The organism is Pseudochelatococcus lubricantis (assembly GCF_011762225.1).
GTDB classification, from domain to species: Bacteria; Pseudomonadota; Alphaproteobacteria; order Rhizobiales; family Beijerinckiaceae; genus Pseudochelatococcus; species Pseudochelatococcus lubricantis.
Window position 1 is genome coordinate 254,922 of record NZ_JAASQI010000001.1, and the last position, 18,868, is coordinate 273,789.

Here is an 18,868-nt window from a genome sequence, read left to right on the forward strand (position 1 = left end):
GAATCCCCGCTGGCAGGCTGCACGGGCTACGGAATCTAACGGCGCGTTCAGTTCCGTTTGCAGATTTTTTATATTGTTTTTCAGATGGATTTACAGCCGCTCGCCTGTGGGCTCAACCACTCTTTTCCGCCTGTTTCTGCCGGTAGCGCGCGTACAGGGTATCGAACTCCTGCTCCAGAAACACGCTGAATTCCGGCGCCGCCGCTTCGTCGACGACGAAGACCGTGCGATCCTTGCGGGACTCGATCCGCACCACCGCCCGCCCCTCCTGATCGCGCCAGATGCGCTCGGACGTTTTCTCGGCCACAGCCTTGTCCGCCAGCGCCGCGAACACCTGCGCAAAACGGGCATTGCTGTCCGCCTGCCGGAACTCTTCGCTTTCCAGCACGGACTTGAGCCGCCGGCTGGCGCCTGGACGCTTGAGGTTTTCGGCGAGCAGCAGCCAGCGTGCGCGGCCGACGCGACCAGCCGGGCCAATGGCCTGCGCGACGTCCTCCGGAATGAGGCGCGCCACGGAAATATAGCGGCTGAGGTCTGCCTTGTCCGTCGACAATGCGGCGACGATGGTGGCGCGTTCGAAGCCGGCGTCCTCCAGCCGGCGGGCAAAGAGTGCCTTTTCGATATAAGAGAGATCGCGGCGTTCGAGGTTTTCCTTGCCCTGCGCGACCACCATCTCGGCGTCGGTCAACGGCCGCACGATCGCCTTGACGGAGATCCCGAGCTGCTGCGCGGCGCGTAGACGCCGATGTCCGTAGGCCACCTGATAGCGGCGCGGTGTCTGATCCTGATCGCGCGGGCGCACCAGAATCGGTACCTGCTGGCCGGAGTCGCGGATGCTGGCCACGAGTTCGTCGAACGACGGATCCACCTCCGGCTGCAAGCGGTCCGCCACCATGCCGCTGTCGACCAGCGCGGGATCGAGATTGACGACGACCGTCCCCTCCTCGATCTGCTCCTGCAACCGTGCCGCGTTACGCGCCCCCTCGGTGAGCTGCTGCAGCGACGCCCCCATGGCGGAGATCGCCCCGCTCCTGATGCGCTCCCGTTCCGCTTCGCCGACGGGTGCCGCAGGCGGCGTGACGGCCTTTTTCTGCGTGAACAGGGCGGCGAGAGTGTCCTTGCGGCTCATCGGTGCTTCCTTCTTCAATTTCCCGATCCGGTCCGTAGCCTGTTGGGAGCTCCCAACAGAACGCCGCCGGACTATGCCCCGCGCCCCCAGGCGCCCGCGATCAGCCGTTCGATTTCGCCATTCACCGCATCGAGCGCTTCCATCGCCCGGTCGTAGGTGGAGCGCGTCAGGTTCTCGCGGCCGATCTCATAGAGCGTCTGCTTCGTCAGCCCCGCGTCGGAAACAGCCGCCGACTTGACCATGGGGTTGGTGAGTACGTGATCGCCGAACAGGTTGCGCAGCAACGCGACGACCTTGGTCTGCGGCCCGTCCTGCGGTTCGTACCGGGTGATGAGGTAGCGGACGAAATCGTAGTCCAGCGACGCGCCGACGCCGCGCACCACCGTCAGCAGATCGTGCGTCATCAGCAGGAACTGGCTCATGGACGCGATGTCGAGCATCTGCGGATGCACCGTGATGATCATCGCGGTGGCCGCGCACAGCCCGCTCAACGTGAGGAAGCCGAGATGCGGCGGGCAGTCGAGCACCACGATGTCGTAACGGTCGGCCACGTCGTCCAGCGCACGGGCGATGCGGGTATAGAAGATTCCGTCCCCTCCCTGCGCGCCGGCGGCAAGCGCGCGCGGCGTGTCGTGCTCGAACTCCATCAGTTCGAGGTTGCCCGGCACGAGATCCAGCCCGTCGAAGTGCGTCTGGCGCACGACTTCACTCAGCGGGCGAATCTTGTCGTCGTACCGGATGGCCGCGTAAAGCGTGTCGTTCGCCTTGACGTCGATCTCCGGCATGACGCCGAGAAGCGCCGACAGGCTCGCCTGCGCGTCGAGGTCGATGGCAAGCACCCGGTATCCGTGCAGCGCCAGATACTGCGCAAGATGCGCGGCCGTCGTCGTCTTGCCCGATCCACCCTTGAAGTTCGTCACCGCCACGACCTGCAGGTGGTCACCCTCTCCACGGCGCGGCAGCAGCGCCTGCGTGTCCCTGCCACGCATGTTCCCCGCCAGCAGATGCCGCAGTTCGTTGATCTGCGACAGGGAATAGAGCCGGCGCCCGTTGCCCGACATCTCCGGCGCCGGCCCCTCATTGGCCAGCGACAGCTTGCGCAGCGTGGAATCGGACACTCCTATCAGGCGAGCAACCTCGCCGGAGGTGAAGCGCCGCAGCGTCTTGCGCGACGACGGCGGAAACAGGGCGTCACTCAGCGCCTGCAACTGGCTGCTGAGCAATTCCGCATGCTCGCCGATGGTGACGTCGACCGCCGTTTTGGCGGGACGCGGGAGAAGTTCGCTGGCTGTCATTTTGATTCCGTCGTCACGGATTAATATCCGTATCCGCAATTTCAGCGTGATGGTATCAGATCAACCACATAACGCAAGACACCTCGCGCCGACTTGCGCATTTCGGCGGGCCGCGCGCCGCCGTGCGATCATACCGGAAGGATGACTGTCAGAACACGTCGCTCCCCGCCATGCCCTTGGTCAGGGTCAGCAGGATGATCTTGATATCGAGCCATAGCGACCAGTTCTCGACGTAATACAGATCGAGTTCCACGCCGCGCTCGGCTTTCTCAAGCGAATGAATACCGCCACGCATGCCGTTGATCTGCGCCCAGCCGGTAATACCGGGTTTCATGCGGTAGCGGTGCATGTAGGCACCCACCGTGTCGTACTGCCGGCCGCCGACATCCATCCTCGCCACGTGGGGACGCGGTCCGACGATGGACATGTGGCCCTCCAGCACGTTGAACAGTTGCGGCAGTTCGTCGAGCGACGTCCTGCGCAGGATCGCACCCACGCGCGTGATCCGCGCGTCGCCGCGCAACGTCCCCCGGGTGCCGTCGTCGACGGGGTCGACGCGCATGGTACGGAGTTTATAGAGCGTGAACGGTCTGTCGTTGCGTCCCACACGCTGCTGACGGAAGAGCACGGGGCCGGGCGATTCAAGACGTATGAGCAGTGCCGCGAGCAGGAGCAGCGGCAACGTAACCGCAAGCCCGGCAACCGCCACGACCTTGTCCTCGATCCATTTCGCGAACAGCAGCGTGCCCTTGAGCGGCTGACGGACGACCTGTAACGTCGGCAACTCGCCGACGCGCAGGACCTGCGCGAAACGCGGACGGAATGCGTCATGCGTCAACGACACCGTGACATCGACCGACAGGCGGCCCAGGCGGTCGATCAGCATCCCAAGACGCACGATGTCGTCCCAGGGCAGGGCGACGATCACAAGGTCGAGCGCATCGCGCCCGTCCCATGTCAGCAGATCATCCGTGCGGCCGAGCACAGGCACGTCGGCGACGGCGCCCATTCCCGCCGTGTCGTCGGTGAAGACGCCGATGCACTGCATCAGGCCCGCATCGTTCCGGTTCAGCCGGGAGATGGCCCTTTCCGCCTCGGCGACGGCGCCCACAATGACGACGCGCCGGCGCAGGACAGCCCGGCGGGCGAGATGATGCATGCCAGGCAGCACGATGGCCAGACGGCCGAACAGCAGCGCCGCGAACGGCGGCAGCATGGAGAGCGGAACGGCGGCGCCATAGGAGGGCGCGCCCGGCACGAGGGCGGTCTCGAAGACAGTCACCGCCACCACGGTCACGCCCGCGCCGACGGCGACCTGGCGAATCTGGCGCCCGGCCGACCGGTAATATTCGGCCCGGTAGGCGCCGCCAGCTTTCATGACGGCGCGATAGATCGCAGCCTGAAGCAGGCACAGCGCCGCACTGCGCGCGGCGGCGCCGTCCGCCCACAGGACATGCGCCGCCACCGCGCCGGCCGTGAGCATCGCAATGTCAACGAGCATGGCCAGCCTGTTGATCAGGCCATGCGTCCACCGTGTCATTCAATCACCTCGCCGAGCCCCCGGCACCGCAGCATCGAGGCAACCTCGCGAGAATTCGCTAAAAAGGCAATAATGACGCTAAATTTCCGCTTCCTTAAACATCAATATAACACTTAAATTTTATATTGATTTTTACATATAAATATAGATCAATTTATTGAAATTATTATTTAATTTAATGAAACTTCTATATTTAAATATACATTCTTATAAATGAAAATTTTATTCAATATTCGTATTTTTGTTATGAAATTCCATTTCGTGACCGCCTTTCCTGTGGAAACTGGCCGCAAGAGCCGCCGACCACCATTGCGCACTGTCGCCAACCCGGGCCGCCGTGGTAAACAATATATAGATCGATTCACCGCAATTATAAAGGTCGTATATTTTGCTATTATCACAAATGATATTTGCTTTTTATAATTAATATACGGAGAATAAGATGCTTTTTGGGGAGACATTATACAATATTTATTATGATAATTATCATTAGTTATTTTTTATTTTCTTATTTTTTGCATTTTTACGTCCAGCTGTTCCACGGATATCAGAAGGCAACTCGAATTGGTGATCGCCACACATCGCGATGCGCATGGTCCCGATAACGCCGCAGGCGGTATCCGCGTGTCCGTGCCGGCGCGACATTTCACCGTCCGCGACCTGCTGGCGGCAGCCGCCTATCACAGGCGCGTCATCGTTCTGGCGGCGCTTGTGCCGGTCGTCGCCGCCATCGCCCTCGCAGTCTTCTCGCGGATTCAGTACACGTCGAACGGCCTGCTGATGGTTCTCGTCTCCCGGGAGTATTCCGGCACGCAGGGCGTGACGGACAACGGTCCGGCCGTTCTGTCGGTCGAGGGCCTCAAATCCGTCGAGGCGGAGGTCCTCATCCTCGAAAGTGCCGAGGTTATCCGCGCGACGCTCGCCGACATCGGCTCGCAGGCTTTATTCCCGCCTTCGCTTGCCTCCCGCTGGTCCGTGGCGCTGGGACGGGATGCGGGTTCCAACGAGGACGCGGCACTCCAGGCGTTTCGCGAGCGGCTGCGCGCCAGCGTCCAGTCGGGCTCCAACGTCATTCTGGTGGGTTTCACCCATCCGGACCGCGATCTCGCCGTGATGGCGATGGACAGGCTCATCCACCACTATCTCGCCCGCCGCAAGACGCTGTTCGATAATCCGACATCGGCCATCCTGACATCGCAGGTCGAGCACCTCGAAACCCGCCTCCGGGAGACGGACGGCGCCATTAGCGAAGAGATGACGCAAGCCGGCATCATTGACCTCGCCCAGGATCTGACGCTCGCCGCCAACCAGGCCGACAGCATACTGGACCGCAGGCGGCAGGCGAGCGAGCGCCGGCGTGCGATCGACGGGCAACTCGCGCAGGCGGAAAAGCAGCGGGCGGCGCTGCACGACACCGTTTTCGACTCTCGCCAGCGTAGCAACGAAGCCGTACCCGGCAGCAACGCCGGCGACCTGCTGGTGCAACTGCGCACCGAGCGTGAATCGCTCATCAGACGCTATGCGCCCGGCCACCCGCTCATCCGCGAGGTAGACGCCAAGATCGCCGTGGCGATCGACAGCGCGAAACACCCGCCGGAGCGCTCCACGTGGTCGGAACGCGACGTTCGCAACCCTTCCGCCGACTTCATCGATAACATGGTGGTCAGCCTGAACGTGGAGCGCGACGCTCTCGACCGGCAGATGCACGAACTCGATGCCCAGCAGGAACAGGCACAGCGGCGCGTGGACTCGCTGCGGAACGCCGAGACGCGGCTGCGCGTACTGCAGCGGGAGCGCACCGTCCTCACGGATACGCACGGCGAATACGTCAAACGCGCGGAAGCGGCCCGGATCGAGGAGACCGCCGCTGCAGTGCGGGCCTCCAATGTCCGGGTGATCCAGTCCGGCCGGGACGATGTCGTTGCGCGGCACCTGGCGCTACCGTTCATTGCGGCAGGGCTTCTCGCGGGCCTCCTTTCGGGCGCCGCAGCCGGCGTCTGCGCGGCGGAACTGCGCCCCGGCTTCATTCGCCAGCAGGATGCGGAGCGGGCGCTGCGCCTTCCCGCGCTCGCTGTGTTGGCGGATGCGCCCGGGGGTTTCGACGCGCCGCAGAACCGGCAGGCGCTGCTATCGCTCGTCGCGCGCCTGCGCGACATCGATGTCGGCGGCGAGCCGTTATCGACCCTGCAACTCGTGGATATTGGCGCTGCCGGCGACAACGTGCGCCTCACCGAAGCGCTCGCGGTCGAACTGGGCGCGGGCAGGGGGCTGCGCACGCTCGCCATCGGCGTATCCGTGCCCGTAACGCAGGAAATCGAGAGTTACGACGGCGTCCGGATCGCGGAGACTGCCATTCCCGGCCTCGACGTCGCCTCGGTCGACGCCGACTCGCCGCTCGTAAGCCTCAGCGCGCCGCCCCGCAGCGCACGCGACGTGCTGGCGGGGCTGCGCCATCGCTACGACGTGATCCTGATCGGCTTTCCAGCCCCATCGATTCATCTCACGCGCCGCCTCGCAGTTGCCGTCGAGGCGAGCCTGCTGGTGGTGCGCGCGGAACAGTCGCGCGGCCCCGTCGCGACGTGGAGCCGCGACAACATCTTCGACGCCGGCGGCGGCATTGCCGGCTTCGTGTTCACGGGACGCAAGTTCTACCTGCCGGAATGGATTTACCGATGGCTGTGATGCTTAAGCACGCGCGCGCCGCAATGGCCGCCACGCTGCTGGCCGGATGCGCCGCTGTGGACCGGAACGAGACTGCCCTGTCCACCGGCCAGAACCTGACCTTCGTCGAGGCCAACACCGAGGGCTTCGTGGCCTGGAGCGACACGGCACCGCCCGTATACCGCGTCGGCCCGGGTGATCGCCTGAAGATCAAGTTCCTGCTGACGCAGGAAATGGACGAGGACGTCATCGTTTCGCCGGACGGCCATATCGGCCTTCGCGCCACCGGGCAGGTACGGGCCACCGGACGCACGCTGCCGGAGCTTGAGACGCTCATCCGCGCGGTCTCACGCAGGACGGTCGCCGATCAGCAGGTGGTGGTGTCGATCGAGGAGGCGGTATCGTCCCGCATCTACATCGGCGGCGCGGTCCGCAACCCGGGCTCGATGCAACTCACGGACATGCGTATCAACGCGCTGCACGCCGTTCTGCTGGCCGGCGGCTTCACGGACGACGCACGCCTCGGCCAGATCGCCGTCATCCGCCGCAGTCCGGAGGGCAAGGCTATGCTGCGCACACTGGACATCCGCGCCGTGATCGAGACTGGCGGCGTCGAGGACATTGCTCTGCAGCCGGGCGACGTCATCTATGTCCCGCGCAGCTCGATCGCGGAGGTCAACCTGTGGGTCGACCAGTTCATCAACAAGGTGGTGCCATTCCAGCGCAGCTTCGGTTACACGATCGGCAGCTACAGCACGACGACCGGGGGCATCATGCCTTGAAGCGCGTGCCCGGACCGGATGAGCCGAACCATCCCATAACCCCTCCCGCACCCGCAGGCGCCACTCCGCCAGCGTTGGAAGCCATTTCGCCGGGAGCGGACATCGCCGGTGGCGGTGCGGCGGAGCCGACGGGCGGGGCCCATAACGTGGCGATCACCGTCATCCTGCTGGTCGTGTTGCCGTTTTTCGGCCAGAGCTTCTACTACATGAGCCAGTGGCCGGCGGTCTACTATCTGTCGAAGGCGTGGCCGGTCATCGTCGTCCTGCTCACACTGCGCGGGCTGACGTCGGCGGATGCGCCGCTGCGTCCGTTCTTCCTCATTCTCCTCGCGTATCTGTTAGGCATCGCTCCCGTCGTGGCCATGGCGAACTGGGGCGGCGGCCTTGCCGATGCGATGCTTACTACGGTGAAGGTCTGGCCCTTCACCTATTACTTCGCGCTGCTCGCCCTGCTCAGGCTGCTGGCTCCGACGCCGCGGCAACTGGCGTGCTCCATGCTGGCGCCGGGTGTTGCCACCTTCGTGCTGATGCCGTTGTTATGGCTCACCATTCCTGAAAGCGGGTATTCGACCGATGCCGTTGGCGCGAAGTTCCTGCTTTATGACGTCGAACGCGGCTATCGCATCTACATGCCAATATTCTTCGGTGTATTGCTGCTGTTCTATCTTGTCAGACGCCTACAGCAACAACGCGAGTTATGGGTGGCGCTCGCGATCCTCTGCTGTTTTGCCATGCTGGTATTTATCTACAAACAGCGCATGACCATCGCTGCCGCCGCCGTCGTGGCGGGGCTCGCGCTGATACCGCCGCGGTGGTTCCGGCTTGCCACGGCGCTGGTGCTTTGCGGCGGTACCGCGGCGGCGGTTGGCGCTGGGTTCAGCCCTTTCGCCACATCGGTTCAGGAGGCGCTCGGCGGTTCGCTGTCGGTGCGCCTGCAGTCGCTGCGGTCCGCTTTCGCCTATCTCGGCGACGATCCCTTCGGCTGGCTCGTCGGCATGGGTGCGATGTCGCGTTTTGGGGAGGTGACGATGGGGGACATTCTCGGCAACGACTTTTTCTTTCTCGCGGACATCGGCTGGGCCGGCATTGTTTTTGAATACGGCCTTGCAGGCGCCGCGATGATCCTCGCCATCCACTTCGCAGGCTTCCATCTCGCGCGCGGACTGGCCCGGGGCGAGGCGGCGTCGCCGTTCGTGATGGCCGTCGGCGACTACATCCTGTTCATGCTTGTCCAGTCCGCCGTCTATTCCCTCGTCTTCGTTCCTGGCGAGTTCGCATCGTTGCTCGCCATTGCCGTCTATCTCGATCGGCCCGGCGGCACTGCCCCCACTGATGCGCCGCAAGCGCATACACCGGCCGCTGCCATCCATTTCGAACCCCGACCGCCGGCGATCCTTCATGCGCCGGCATGTACGCGAACCCGTCGATGAGTCGGTGTCGCGCACCCGCAATCACACAGCGAGCGGGAACGGCAGCTCGATCTGCTCCTGCTCGATCCTGCGCGGCAGCGCGTGCTTGTAATGATAGCGGCGGATCTTGCGCTTGCCGGCCCCCAGCAGTTCGATCGACCATTCCTTGAGACCGCCGGCGCGGATCATGTCGTCAAACGCCTGCCGACAATCCTTGCGGAACTGGGAGCGGGTCGAATCCGTCTCACGCTCGCCATAGACCTCACGGTCGACAAGGCTAGCCAGCATGGTCTCGTCGACAAAAAGGTGGGTGGGCTTCGAGTCGATATACGGCCAGAACGACTTGGCATAGTCCGACTTCAGCGCGAACTGCACCTCGGCGTTGAGGGAAACGAGGTTCTTGGTACGGAACGCCGCCAGCACGCCGCGCCCGAAACGGACCTTCACGCGGCTGTCGAGATTGACGCCGTCCCATTCCACGGTATCGATAATACCGGTGATCATGCCGCGTCCGCCGAGCCTGCCGCGATGCAGCTTCTCCATGATCTGGTCGGGATTGCCTTCATAGATGGTGATCACCACCTGGCGCAGATCCTGAAACACCTGTTTCTGGGTGAGCAGGTTGTTGACGTGCTGCGTGAGGCCCTGGGCCTTGAGCAGCTCGCGCCAGGTGGTGACAACCTCGATCACCTCGTAATGGGACGGAACACCTTGCAGCGTGCCATTTTGCGGCGCATCGGGATTGGGAATGCGCAGCGTCGTCATGCGCTCCTTCAGGCGGAACAGCGCATAGATGACATCACGGTGCAGGCTGCCGAGTTCGCCGCCACGCACCTGCACCACGGACTGACCAGGAACATAGAAAATGCGCTCGATATTCGAATCAATGATACCGCGGCGCTTGGGGGCAAACGCCGACGTGCGCGTGAGCTTGGCCGGCACGGGCGCGGGATTGCGGCGCCCGCGCCTGTTCTGGCGCGTCCGACGGTCACGCTCAAGCCGCTTGCGCTCAACTTCACTGAGTTCCTCAGCCATGCCTTCCTCCGCCCGCTATCCGGATCGCCACATCCGGTCCCGACCAACCAACCCACGACCTTGCCAACGCCGTCAGCTTTGGCGGCATATGCACCGACCGTCAAGCAAACGGGAATAGCGGTCACGGAAACACAGGTTTTCAACAGGCCGAGCGCATGGGAACGGCGGTCACGACAACGGAAGCACCGGCCCCGGAAACGGGAACAGTGGTCTCGGCAACCGGAGTCGTGGTCACGGAAATCGGGAACAGCGGTCACGAAAGCGGCCGTTAACACTTTGTAAATGCTCAGGATGGGGAGTCAGACTCTTTATAAAGGATTCTTTTAAGGATAATTTCTAACGACAGCGCTCCTTCGAAAACGCCTCCTAAAAACCAGCATCGCCCGTCTCCCGTAAAATCAGTCCGTCATGTCTCCTTAGGCTCTCCAGCCAACCGCATCAGAATCCGCTCTCTTCCCCGAACAAAAGCGGGCCCCACGCCAAGCACCTGATTCCATACATCTCTATCCGGAATAGCGATCACGGAATCACCCTTCTGAAGCGTTTCCGATTCGGTACGCTCCCGGAATCCGTCAACATGCATCAGTTAAAATTATCAAATTTTATCAATGCGGTAATCGGGAACAAAAGCCCCGGAAGGCTATAGTGCCTGCTTCATGCCTTGCTCCCCGGCGCATTACGGGACCTATTGGACAGGCGGGCCAAAAAGGTTAACGGAATTCCCCATGATTTAGTAAGATTTTGAAATATCGTGTAGTTTTCGGGAACGCCGGTCACGAACCATCGCGATTCCGGCCTCCGGCTGCGGCTTCGACTACCCGGCCAACTTGCCCCAGCGCCAGAATCAGCCTCCTGATACGCCTCGACAAACCGGCCCTTATCGCCTCTTCAGCAGATATTCACTGTTTCCACCATGTTCAGTCCACACAGCGCTTCATTTCCCGGCGTTTCTCATCGACGGCGTACGCCAACATCTCGCAACGCGGGAATGGCAGTCACGGAACAGCCATCCAAGGCACGTGCTTCCACTGTCAACGGAGGCATATAACCGTCTGGAAACGCAGGCAGACAAGACATAGCCGGAGGCCGGAACAGCGGTCACGGAACCGATCGCCGTGGCGTGGCATGACACGGGCACATTATCGCATTCAGTGCGGGAATAGCGGATACGAAACAACCACACGGCCCCTGCGGCACGGAATGATGGTGTCCGGGAAGCTATAGTTCACCGTGCATGAAAAGGGCCTTTGAATGGAATTATTATAATAAAACAAAATGTTATTATTATTTACATTTAGCCGATAAAGGTCCAATAGATATTCATAAACTTGCTCATGTGTCGTGAGACACCAGACCGTTGAGGATGTGCCATGTCCAGCCCCTTTCGCGCGATGATGCTTCGCGGCGTCCCGGTTCAGACCGATCCCCGCACCCTCGTCCAGAATGTCGGCAGCCCTGTGAAGACCGGCTGCGGCTTCCACGACGTCCGTGAGATACTGCGTTCAGCCGGTCTGCGGCCGACACGCCAGCGCATCATGTTGGGGTGGCTGCTGTTCGGGCGCGGTCACCGCCATCTGACGGCCGAGATGCTCTATGACGAAGCCTGCGAGGCCAAGATCAGCGTGTCACTGGCCACCGTCTACAATACGCTACACCAGTTCAGGGAAGCGGGTCTGCTGCGCCAGCTCGCTGTCGACGGCACCAAGAGCTATTTCGACACCAACATTGCCGAACACCATCATTTCTTCGTGGAAGACGACCAGACGCTGGTCGATATTCCGGACGGACTGATTTCCGTCGCCGGCCTTCCGGAAGCGCCCGAGGGCATGGAGATCGTCTGCGTCGAGGTGATCGTGCGGGTGAAGCGCAAGGCCGCGAAAACCGCTGCCTCGTCCACGCGCGGACTGGTCGAAGCTTGATGCACCGGTTTTTCCCGCGCGTTCCTGTGCTGCTGCGTTGCGGCCTCGCCGCCATGTTCGTGGCGTGCGCCGGAACGATGGTGCTGGCACAGACAGCCGCCCCACGCCCCGGCGCCGGTGAGAACGCGAAGGGGCGGACGGTGCCGCCGCGCCCCTATCCCGGTGATGTGATGAAGCACTGGCCGGCCTATCCCGATGAGGCGCGCGCCGCGGGACAGGAAGGCACGGTCGTCGTAAGGCTGCGCATCACCGCCGCGGGCAATCCGGAAAACATCACCGTCGAGCGCAGCAGTTCCGTGGTGTCGCTCGACGTCGCGGCAGCGCTGGCCGTGAGCCGCTGGAAGTTCGAACCCGCGACCCGCGATGGCAAGCCCGTCGATGCGACCGTATCCCTGCCGATCCGTTTCTCGCTGACGGATGCCCCGCCCGCGCAAGGCGCCGCGCCGCAATGACGGGGCGCTACTGCAGCCGCTGCAGGTGGCGGTAGAGCGTGCTGCGGTTGATGCCGAGACGGCGCGCCGCGAGCGATATGTTGCCGCCGCAGGCTTCGAGCGTCGCACGCATCACGTCGCGCGTGTGATGCTCCAGCAGGCCGGTCTCGATGGGCTGCGCGACGGCCGGCATCGGCTGTATCCGGCGCAGGGCCGTCGGCAGGAGGTGCGGGCCGGGATGCGTTCCGGATGTCGCAAGTGCCGCCAGCGCTCGCAGCGCGCCCACCAGTTCACGATAGTTGCCGGGCCAGTCATAGGCAGCCATGCGGCTGCGGGTTTCTTCCGGCAGGGGAGCCGAACCGCCCGTCACCTGCCGCCACAGGCCGTCGATCAGCGGCACGAGATCGGTGCGCGTGCGCAGCGGGTTCAGCGTCATCGTGAACTGGGCGAGGCGGTAGTAGAGGTCCGGCCGGAAATGCCCCTGCCGTGAAAGCGCCTCGATATCGCGGTGGGTCGCGCTGATCACACGGATGTCGACGGGCGAGGGGCGCCCGCCGCCGAGCGGCATCACCTGCCTGTCCTGCAGCACGCGCAGCAGGCGGGATTGCAGCGCGAACGGCATGTCGCCGATTTCGTCGAGAAACAGGATGCCGCCGTGAGCCTCCCGCAGCAGCCCCCGCGAGCCCTGCCGACGCGCGCCGGTGAACGCGCCTTCCTCATAGCCGAACAGCTCCGATTCGATCAGGCTTTCGGGAATGGCCGCGCAGTTGACGGCGACGAAGGGCTTGTCGGCGCAGCGGCTTTTCCCATGGACGGCGCGCGCGAACGCCTCCTTGCCGGACCCCGTCTCACCATGAATCAGCAACGGGATATCGGCGTCGACGAGCCGTGCCGCATTCTCGACATCGGCGAGCGTCTGCGCGTCGAATATCGGCTGCGGCCAGGGAATGGCGGTCATGAAAGCGGCGGGTGAGGGACGCTCACGCGCGGGGACCGGCGCTCTCGCGGCCGCGGCTGGCAGCGTCGGGCCGCCGCGACGCGGCAGCCTGTAGTGCACGGTCTCGCCCGAGTGGAACCTTAGCGTCCCTTCCTCGCCAAGCGATCCGCCGCCGTCGAACAGGGCGTCGAAGGACGTGCGGCCGAGCGCATCCCAGCCGCGCGATATGGCCTGAAGGGCGTGCCGGTTGGCGGCGATCAGGCGGTCTCCCTCGAAGACGAGAATGCACTCGCGCGCGGTGCCGAGCAGGGATCGTTCCGTATGGAAGCGCAACATCTCGATGTCGCCACGGTCCGCCCGGTTCCCGAAGGCCTGATCGAACAGCCGGTGCTCGATCTGGTCGATGACGAGCCGCACCATCGACAGGCTCTGGCGGGAAATCGTGGCGGCGCTGCCCGACAGGTCGAGCACACCGGCGATCGCTCCACGGGGATCGAAGATGGGCGCCGCAGCGCAGCTCAGCACGCGATGCGGCTCGTAGAAATGCTCCCCGCCGCGCACCATGACCGGCCGCCGCTCGACGAGCGCCGTGCCGATGGCATTGGTGCCGATGCTGGCCTCGCTCCACGCCACGCCCGGGCGCAGCGCGACGCCCGCCGCCTTCCCGGCGAAGGCTGTGTCACCGACGGCGTCGAGCACCATGCCGTTCGCGTCGGACAAGACCACGATGCCGCCCGTGGTGCGCGCCTCGCGTCGCAGAGACTCGATTTCCGCCTGGCACAGGCGGCGCAGCATCTCGTGCTGCTCGTGGGCCTCGCGCAGGTATTGCGGGCCGACGGGCTCGACAGTGGGGTCGCGGCTGGCGTCGTGCCCGAGTTGCGAACACCGCAGCCACGACTGGAGGATGGTCCGCGAGACGAGCGATGCGGGGACTTTCTGTTTGGAAAAAAACTGCTGTCGCGCGACCGCAACCGTATCCGTGGATTGCGGCGTCGTTGAACCTGTTGCCATGGCCGTTCCTCCAGGTGTTGTTATTTGCCGCGGCTGTTGCAACAATCATGCGGCATTCTGCAACACCTTTCCAGCACGATCGTTGCGTCAAACGTGACGTTCTTTTTCGAGTTATTCCGCAAACTGGCGATTTCTTGACGCCTGTCAATACTTGCCGCGTTGCAGCACGGAATTGCGGCGCCGCACCCGGAACGTGGCATGCACGGTGCTAGGAGACCGTCAGGCACACTTCAGGGAGGATCGCCGTGAACAAGTACGAACCAGCCACCTCGCTTCTCAAGACCCCTTTTAAGGAGCGTTATGACAACTTCATCGGCGGCAAATGGGTGGCGCCGGTCGACGGCCGCTATTTCGACAACACGTCGCCGATCACCGGCAAGAAGATTACCGAGGTCGCTCGCTCGCAGAAGGAGGACATCGAACTGGCGCTCGACGCCGCCCATGCCGCGCGGGAAGCGTGGGGACGCACCAGTGCGGCCGAGCGCTCGCTGATCCTCAACCGTGTCGCCGACCGCATCGAGGAAAACCTCGATCTGCTGGCGCTCGCCGAATCGTGGGACAACGGCAAGCCGATCCGCGAGACCACCAACGCCGATATCCCGCTCGCGGTGGACCATTTCCGTTACTTCGCCGGTGTCATCCGGGCGCAGGAGGGCGGCATCAGCGAGATCGACCACGACACCGTCGCCTACCACTTCCATGAGCCGCTCGGCGTCGTCGGCCAGATCATCCCGTGGAACTTCCCCATTCTCATGGCGGTGTGGAAGATCGCCCCGGCGCTCGCCGCAGGCAACGCCATCGTGCTGAAGCCGGCCGAGCAGACGCCCGCCTCGATCCTGGTGCTGGCTGAGCTCATTCAGGACATCCTGCCGCCCGGTGTTCTGAACATCGTCAACGGTTTCGGCCTGGAGGCCGGCAAGCCGCTCGCGTCGAGCCCGCGCATCGCCAAGATCGCCTTCACCGGCGAGACGACCACGGGCCGCCTGATCTCGCAATATGCCAGCCAGAACCTCATCCCGGTGACGCTGGAGCTTGGCGGCAAGTCGCCGAACATCTTCTTCGCCGACGTGCTGGACGCGGATGACGACTACTTCGACAAGGCCATCGAGGGCTTCGTGCTGTTCGCCTTCAACCAGGGCGAGGTCTGCACCTGCCCGAGCCGCGCGCTTATCCAGGAATCGATCTACGATCGCTTCATCGAGCGGGCGCTGGAGCGGGTGAAGGCGATCAAGCAGGGCAACCCGCTCGATCCCACCACCGCCATCGGCGCGCAGGCGTCGAGCGAGCAGCTCGAGAAGATCCTGAGCTACATCGACATCGGCAAGCAGGAGGGGGCGGAACTGCTCGTCGGCGGCGAGCGCAACGTGCTGGAAGGCGAACTCGCCGGCGGTTACTACGTCAAGCCGACCGTGTTCAAGGGCCAGAACAGGCAGCGCATCTTCCAGGAGGAGATCTTCGGCCCCGTGGTCGCGGTGACGACCTTCAAGGACGACGACGAGGCGCTGGCGCTGGCCAATGACACGCTTTACGGGCTGGGTGCGGGCGTGTGGACCCGCAACGGCACGCGCGCCTACCGATTGGGGCGCGGCATCCACGCCGGGCGCGTGTGGACGAACGTCTACCATGCCTATCCGGCGCATGCGGCCTTCGGCGGCTACAAGCAGTCCGGCATCGGCCGCGAGAACCACCTGCAGATGCTGAACCACTACCAGCAGACCAAGAACCTGCTGGTGAGCTACAGCGCGCAGAAGCTCGGCTTCTTCTGATCACGATCCTGCCCCGCCGCCGAAGTGTGGCGGGGCAGGTCCATACCGCACTGCCGCGGGGAACGGCATTGGCGGGTCCACGGGGAGGCCGACGATGAACGATGCAACCGTCAAGCGTGTTCTGGCGACTGACGCGGCGCTTACGCTGATCGATACTTTGCGTGCCGATCATGGTCCGATCCTGTTCCACCAGTCGGGCGGTTGCTGTGACGGTTCCTCGCCGATGTGCTATCCGCAGGGCGAGTTCCTTATCGGCGACAGCGACGTGCGGATGGGCGAGATCGGCGGCGCGCCGTTCTACATGAGCCGCCCTCAGTTCGAATACTGGAAACACACGCAGCTCATCATCGATGTCGTGCCCGGTCGCGGCGGCATGTTTTCGCTGGAAAACGGCCGCGATGTGCGCTTCCTGACGCGCTCGCGGCTGTTCACGGAGGAGGAGGAAGCGGCGCTGCCGGTGTTGTAGGCGCCCGGATCGCGGTGCGCCCCCCGGCCGGGACCCGAGACCCGGGAGAGGGGGCCGATGGCGGAAGGCGGTAATACCACGGCTCCCGGTCTTCAACTGCTCGTGTGCTGTGTTTGCCCAAGCGCCGCACGGGCTTGACCGCCGCTCGACGAGCCGGGCTCGTAGAGTAAGGTATTGCGCCTTCCGCCTTTTTTCATGACTGACAATCGCGGGAATAGCGGTAACGGAAACGCAGCGGCCGGGCGCTGCCGAGGTGCGCGGCAGCCGCGATAATGTGGCCGTTGTCAACGAGCTGACTGTCGAATTGCCAGTCGTCCGGATCGTCCACGACATGCCCGGCAAAGGCGATTTGCGGCGGATCGAGGCTGAAGCTGCAATCCTGCAGCGGAAACGACAGCCCAAGCCCGCGCGCCTTCACATAGGCTTCCTTGAGTGTCCACAACGCCAGAAACCGCTGTCGTCGCGCACCGTTCTCCAGCGCCGACAGCGATGCCTGCTCGGCAGGCGAGAGCACGGATGCGGCGAGTTCGCAGGGGTCGACAGCGTTGTCGAGAGGTTCGATATCCACCCCGACATCGGCGGCATGGCAGACGGCACACGTGACCGCCGTTCCCGCGTGGGACAGCGAGAAATAAAGCCTGTGCATCTGCATCTGGTCGGCGCGCAACGCGGGTTTTCCGTAGGCGCCGCGCGTGAACGTCCAAGCGGACGGAAGCACCGGCGCGTAGCGGGCGAGAGCCATTCGCAGCAGCGCATGTGCCATCGTGAACAGCTTGCGGTCGCTACCGAATCGCAATCGTGACCGCCGTTCCCGCTCCTCGGGGGCGAGGATGCCGTCGAGCGAGGTGTTGGGAACTCCCAACACCGCCGTGTCATCGATGTGCGCGATCCAGATGTCGACGGTATCGGGGAGAAGCGGCACGGTTGCCTCGTCGGAATTGCCGTATAATGATCCGCTTTTCTGGACCGCTGGAAGACATGAACAAACAAAGGGGCGGCTGTGCAACGCCGGGTTCTTACCGCTGAAATTAGCAGGAACGGCGCGGCCTGTCACCGCGCCGTTCCTGACAGCGAATGGAGTCCGATGGGAACGAGTGGCGCGTCCGTTTCCGTGACCGCTGTTCCGCGTGATTTCGCTAGCGCGAAACACGTATTGCAAAGCACAAGTCCGCCGATTTGCTTCTCAGCTAAAGCGGCTGGTCCGTCAGGACTTCCACTTGCCTTCATACTTGAACGCGGGAGCCGCTTTCAACTGCTCGGCGGTAGCGTTCGCGCGAGCCTCCCACTTCTTGTCGGTCTCGTTGTAGGTTACGGCGACGGTGGAGGGATCGAGAACGACGTAATGTTCGCCAAGGCCCAGAAAGCCGCCGACGGAGACGACGATGCCTGTCAGTTCGTTGCCCGTCCCGAGCACCAGATCTTTGATTTCGCCGATGGTTTCATTGCCGGCGTTGGCGACATTGAGGCCGATCAGGTTGGAACTCAGCACGCTGGCGGCGGAGACGGGTGCCACCGCCGCCGGCGATGCCGGGGTCGGCGCGGTCTGTGCCAGTGCGGGGACGGCGAGCGCGGCCGAAGACAGCAACACAGCGCCGAAAACAATGTTACGCATGGTATTCTCCTTGTCAGGTGATGACATGGGAAGAACAGCCGAGCGTTCGATTTGTTCCAGCCCGAACAGGGGAAGCGTAAGATTCACCCGCGTTGGGTGGCGCCACCGTCCACATAGAGATCGGCCATCGTGATGTGGCGGGCGCGGTCGGAAGCGAGGAAGACCACCGCATCCGCGATATCCTCCGGCGCGGCGATGCGGCCGAGCGGAATGCCGGTGCGGAAAATTTCCGGCGCGCCCGCGATCACCCGCGCCGGGCCGTTCCCGTCCGTCCACATCCCTTCCTGCATCGGCGTCAGTGTGGAGCCGGGCGCGACGATGTTGCAGCGGATGCCATGCGGCGCCAGTTCCAGCCCCAGCGAGCGGGTGAACATGGTCGACGCCGCCTTTGAGGCGGCATAGGCTGCCATGCCGTGGCGGGGAATGCCGGCCGCGTTCGAGCTGACTGTGACGATCACGCCCCGCCCGCGCGGTTGCATGCGGGCGGCGACGGCCTTCGAGACCAGGAACACGCCGGTGGCGTTGACGGCGAACACGCGCTGCCATTCCGCCAGATCCGTTTCGGCCACCGGCGAGGCCGACAGCACGCCGGCGACATTGGCTAGGATATCGATCGGGCCGGTCCGTTCCTCGACGGCGGCCACCGCGCGTTCCACCGCATCGGCCTGCGTCACGTCGAGCGGCGCGGTGACGAGCCTGTCCGGTGCGTTCGCGTTCGCGAGGCGCGCCAGTGCCTCCGTGTCCCGGTCCGTCGCGACCACGGTCGCGCCCTCGTCGAGCAGCGCACGCACAACGGCGGCGCCGATGCCGCCCGAAGCGCCGGTGACGAAGGCGATTTTTCCGGCGATGCCGCTTTCACGCATGGCAAACTCCTG

15 protein-coding genes are annotated in these 18,868 nt (G+C 63.7%); 7 read left to right on the forward strand and 8 right to left on the reverse strand.

The window, feature by feature from the left end:
- Positions 1-112: 112 nt before the first annotated feature.
- From repB to FHS82_RS01070, 3 genes are all read right to left on the reverse strand, one after another.
- Positions 113-1,129 (reverse strand): plasmid partitioning protein RepB, encoded by a 1,017-nt coding sequence (gene repB, locus FHS82_RS01060; protein WP_166947830.1) that lies wholly within the window; start codon positions 1,127-1,129, stop codon positions 113-115.
- Between the two features lie 71 nt (positions 1,130-1,200).
- On the reverse strand, positions 1,201-2,424 hold the full coding sequence (repA, locus tag FHS82_RS01065; RefSeq protein ID WP_166947832.1) for a plasmid partitioning protein RepA: 1,224 nt from the start codon (positions 2,422-2,424) through the stop codon (positions 1,201-1,203).
- Between the two features lie 148 nt (positions 2,425-2,572).
- Positions 2,573-3,964: an exopolysaccharide biosynthesis polyprenyl glycosylphosphotransferase gene (locus FHS82_RS01070; RefSeq protein ID WP_166947834.1), complete on the reverse strand. Its 1,392-nt coding sequence runs from the start codon at positions 3,962-3,964 to the stop codon at positions 2,573-2,575.
- A gap of 567 nt (positions 3,965-4,531) precedes the next feature.
- On the opposite strand from FHS82_RS01070, the gene FHS82_RS01075 reads away from it, so the two are divergent.
- The 3 genes from FHS82_RS01075 (at position 4,532) to FHS82_RS01085 (ending at position 8,837) form a co-directional block, all read left to right on the forward strand.
- Positions 4,532-6,646, forward strand: a complete 2,115-nt coding sequence (locus FHS82_RS01075) for a GumC family protein (protein WP_208394023.1) — start codon at positions 4,532-4,534, stop codon at positions 6,644-6,646.
- Complete coding sequence (locus FHS82_RS01080; RefSeq protein ID WP_208394024.1) at positions 6,637-7,407, forward strand: polysaccharide biosynthesis/export family protein; 771 nt, start codon at positions 6,637-6,639, stop codon at positions 7,405-7,407. The genes FHS82_RS01075 and FHS82_RS01080 overlap by 10 nt, the downstream gene beginning before the upstream one ends.
- A 74-nt stretch (positions 7,408-7,481) precedes the next feature.
- The gene (locus FHS82_RS01085; RefSeq protein WP_166947838.1) at positions 7,482-8,837 is read left to right on the forward strand and encodes a hypothetical protein; all 1,356 of its coding nucleotides are present in this window, start codon (positions 7,482-7,484) and stop codon (positions 8,835-8,837) included.
- 21 nt (positions 8,838-8,858) lie between these two features.
- On the opposite strand, the gene FHS82_RS01090 is transcribed toward FHS82_RS01085, so the two are convergent.
- A complete protein-coding gene (locus FHS82_RS01090) occupies positions 8,859-9,851 on the reverse strand; it encodes a hypothetical protein (RefSeq protein WP_166947841.1) in 993 nt (330 codons plus the stop codon).
- Between the two features lie 1,370 nt (positions 9,852-11,221).
- Between FHS82_RS01090 and irrA the strand changes: the two genes are divergently transcribed.
- The gene (irrA, locus tag FHS82_RS01095) at positions 11,222-11,770 is read left to right on the forward strand and encodes an iron response transcriptional regulator IrrA (protein WP_166947843.1); all 549 of its coding nucleotides are present in this window, start codon (positions 11,222-11,224) and stop codon (positions 11,768-11,770) included.
- Positions 11,770-12,222, forward strand: a complete 453-nt coding sequence (locus FHS82_RS01100; protein WP_166947845.1) for an energy transducer TonB — start codon at positions 11,770-11,772, stop codon at positions 12,220-12,222. The genes irrA and FHS82_RS01100 overlap by 1 nt, the downstream gene beginning before the upstream one ends.
- A gap of 7 nt (positions 12,223-12,229) precedes the next feature.
- On the opposite strand, the gene FHS82_RS01105 is transcribed toward FHS82_RS01100, so the two are convergent.
- A complete protein-coding gene (locus FHS82_RS01105) occupies positions 12,230-14,149 on the reverse strand; it encodes a sigma-54-dependent Fis family transcriptional regulator (protein WP_166947847.1) in 1,920 nt (639 codons plus the stop codon).
- Between the two features lie 245 nt (positions 14,150-14,394).
- Between FHS82_RS01105 and adh the strand changes: the two genes are divergently transcribed.
- Both adh and FHS82_RS01115 read left to right on the forward strand, forming a co-directional pair.
- Positions 14,395-15,915 (forward strand): aldehyde dehydrogenase, encoded by a 1,521-nt coding sequence (gene adh / locus FHS82_RS01110; RefSeq protein WP_166947849.1) that lies wholly within the window; start codon positions 14,395-14,397, stop codon positions 15,913-15,915.
- Between the two features lie 94 nt (positions 15,916-16,009).
- Positions 16,010-16,381 carry a DUF779 domain-containing protein gene (locus FHS82_RS01115; protein ID WP_166947851.1) on the forward strand — a complete coding sequence of 124 codons (372 nt, stop codon included), beginning with the start codon at positions 16,010-16,012 and terminating at the stop codon, positions 16,379-16,381.
- 193 nt (positions 16,382-16,574) lie between these two features.
- Here FHS82_RS01115 and FHS82_RS21390 read toward each other — a convergent pair whose 3' ends face one another.
- The 3 genes from FHS82_RS21390 to FHS82_RS01130 all read right to left on the reverse strand — a co-directional run bounded on the left by FHS82_RS21390 (position 16,575) and on the right by FHS82_RS01130 (position 18,856).
- Positions 16,575-17,303: a 4'-phosphopantetheinyl transferase superfamily protein gene (locus FHS82_RS21390; protein WP_166947853.1), complete on the reverse strand. Its 729-nt coding sequence runs from the start codon at positions 17,301-17,303 to the stop codon at positions 16,575-16,577.
- A 282-nt stretch (positions 17,304-17,585) separates the two neighbouring features.
- A complete protein-coding gene (locus FHS82_RS01125) occupies positions 17,586-17,993 on the reverse strand; it encodes a PRC-barrel domain-containing protein (RefSeq protein ID WP_166947855.1) in 408 nt (135 codons plus the stop codon).
- A gap of 83 nt (positions 17,994-18,076) precedes the next feature.
- Positions 18,077-18,856, reverse strand: a complete 780-nt coding sequence (locus tag FHS82_RS01130; RefSeq protein ID WP_166947857.1) for a 2,3-dihydro-2,3-dihydroxybenzoate dehydrogenase — start codon at positions 18,854-18,856, stop codon at positions 18,077-18,079.
- Between the last annotated feature and the right edge of the window lie 12 nt (positions 18,857-18,868).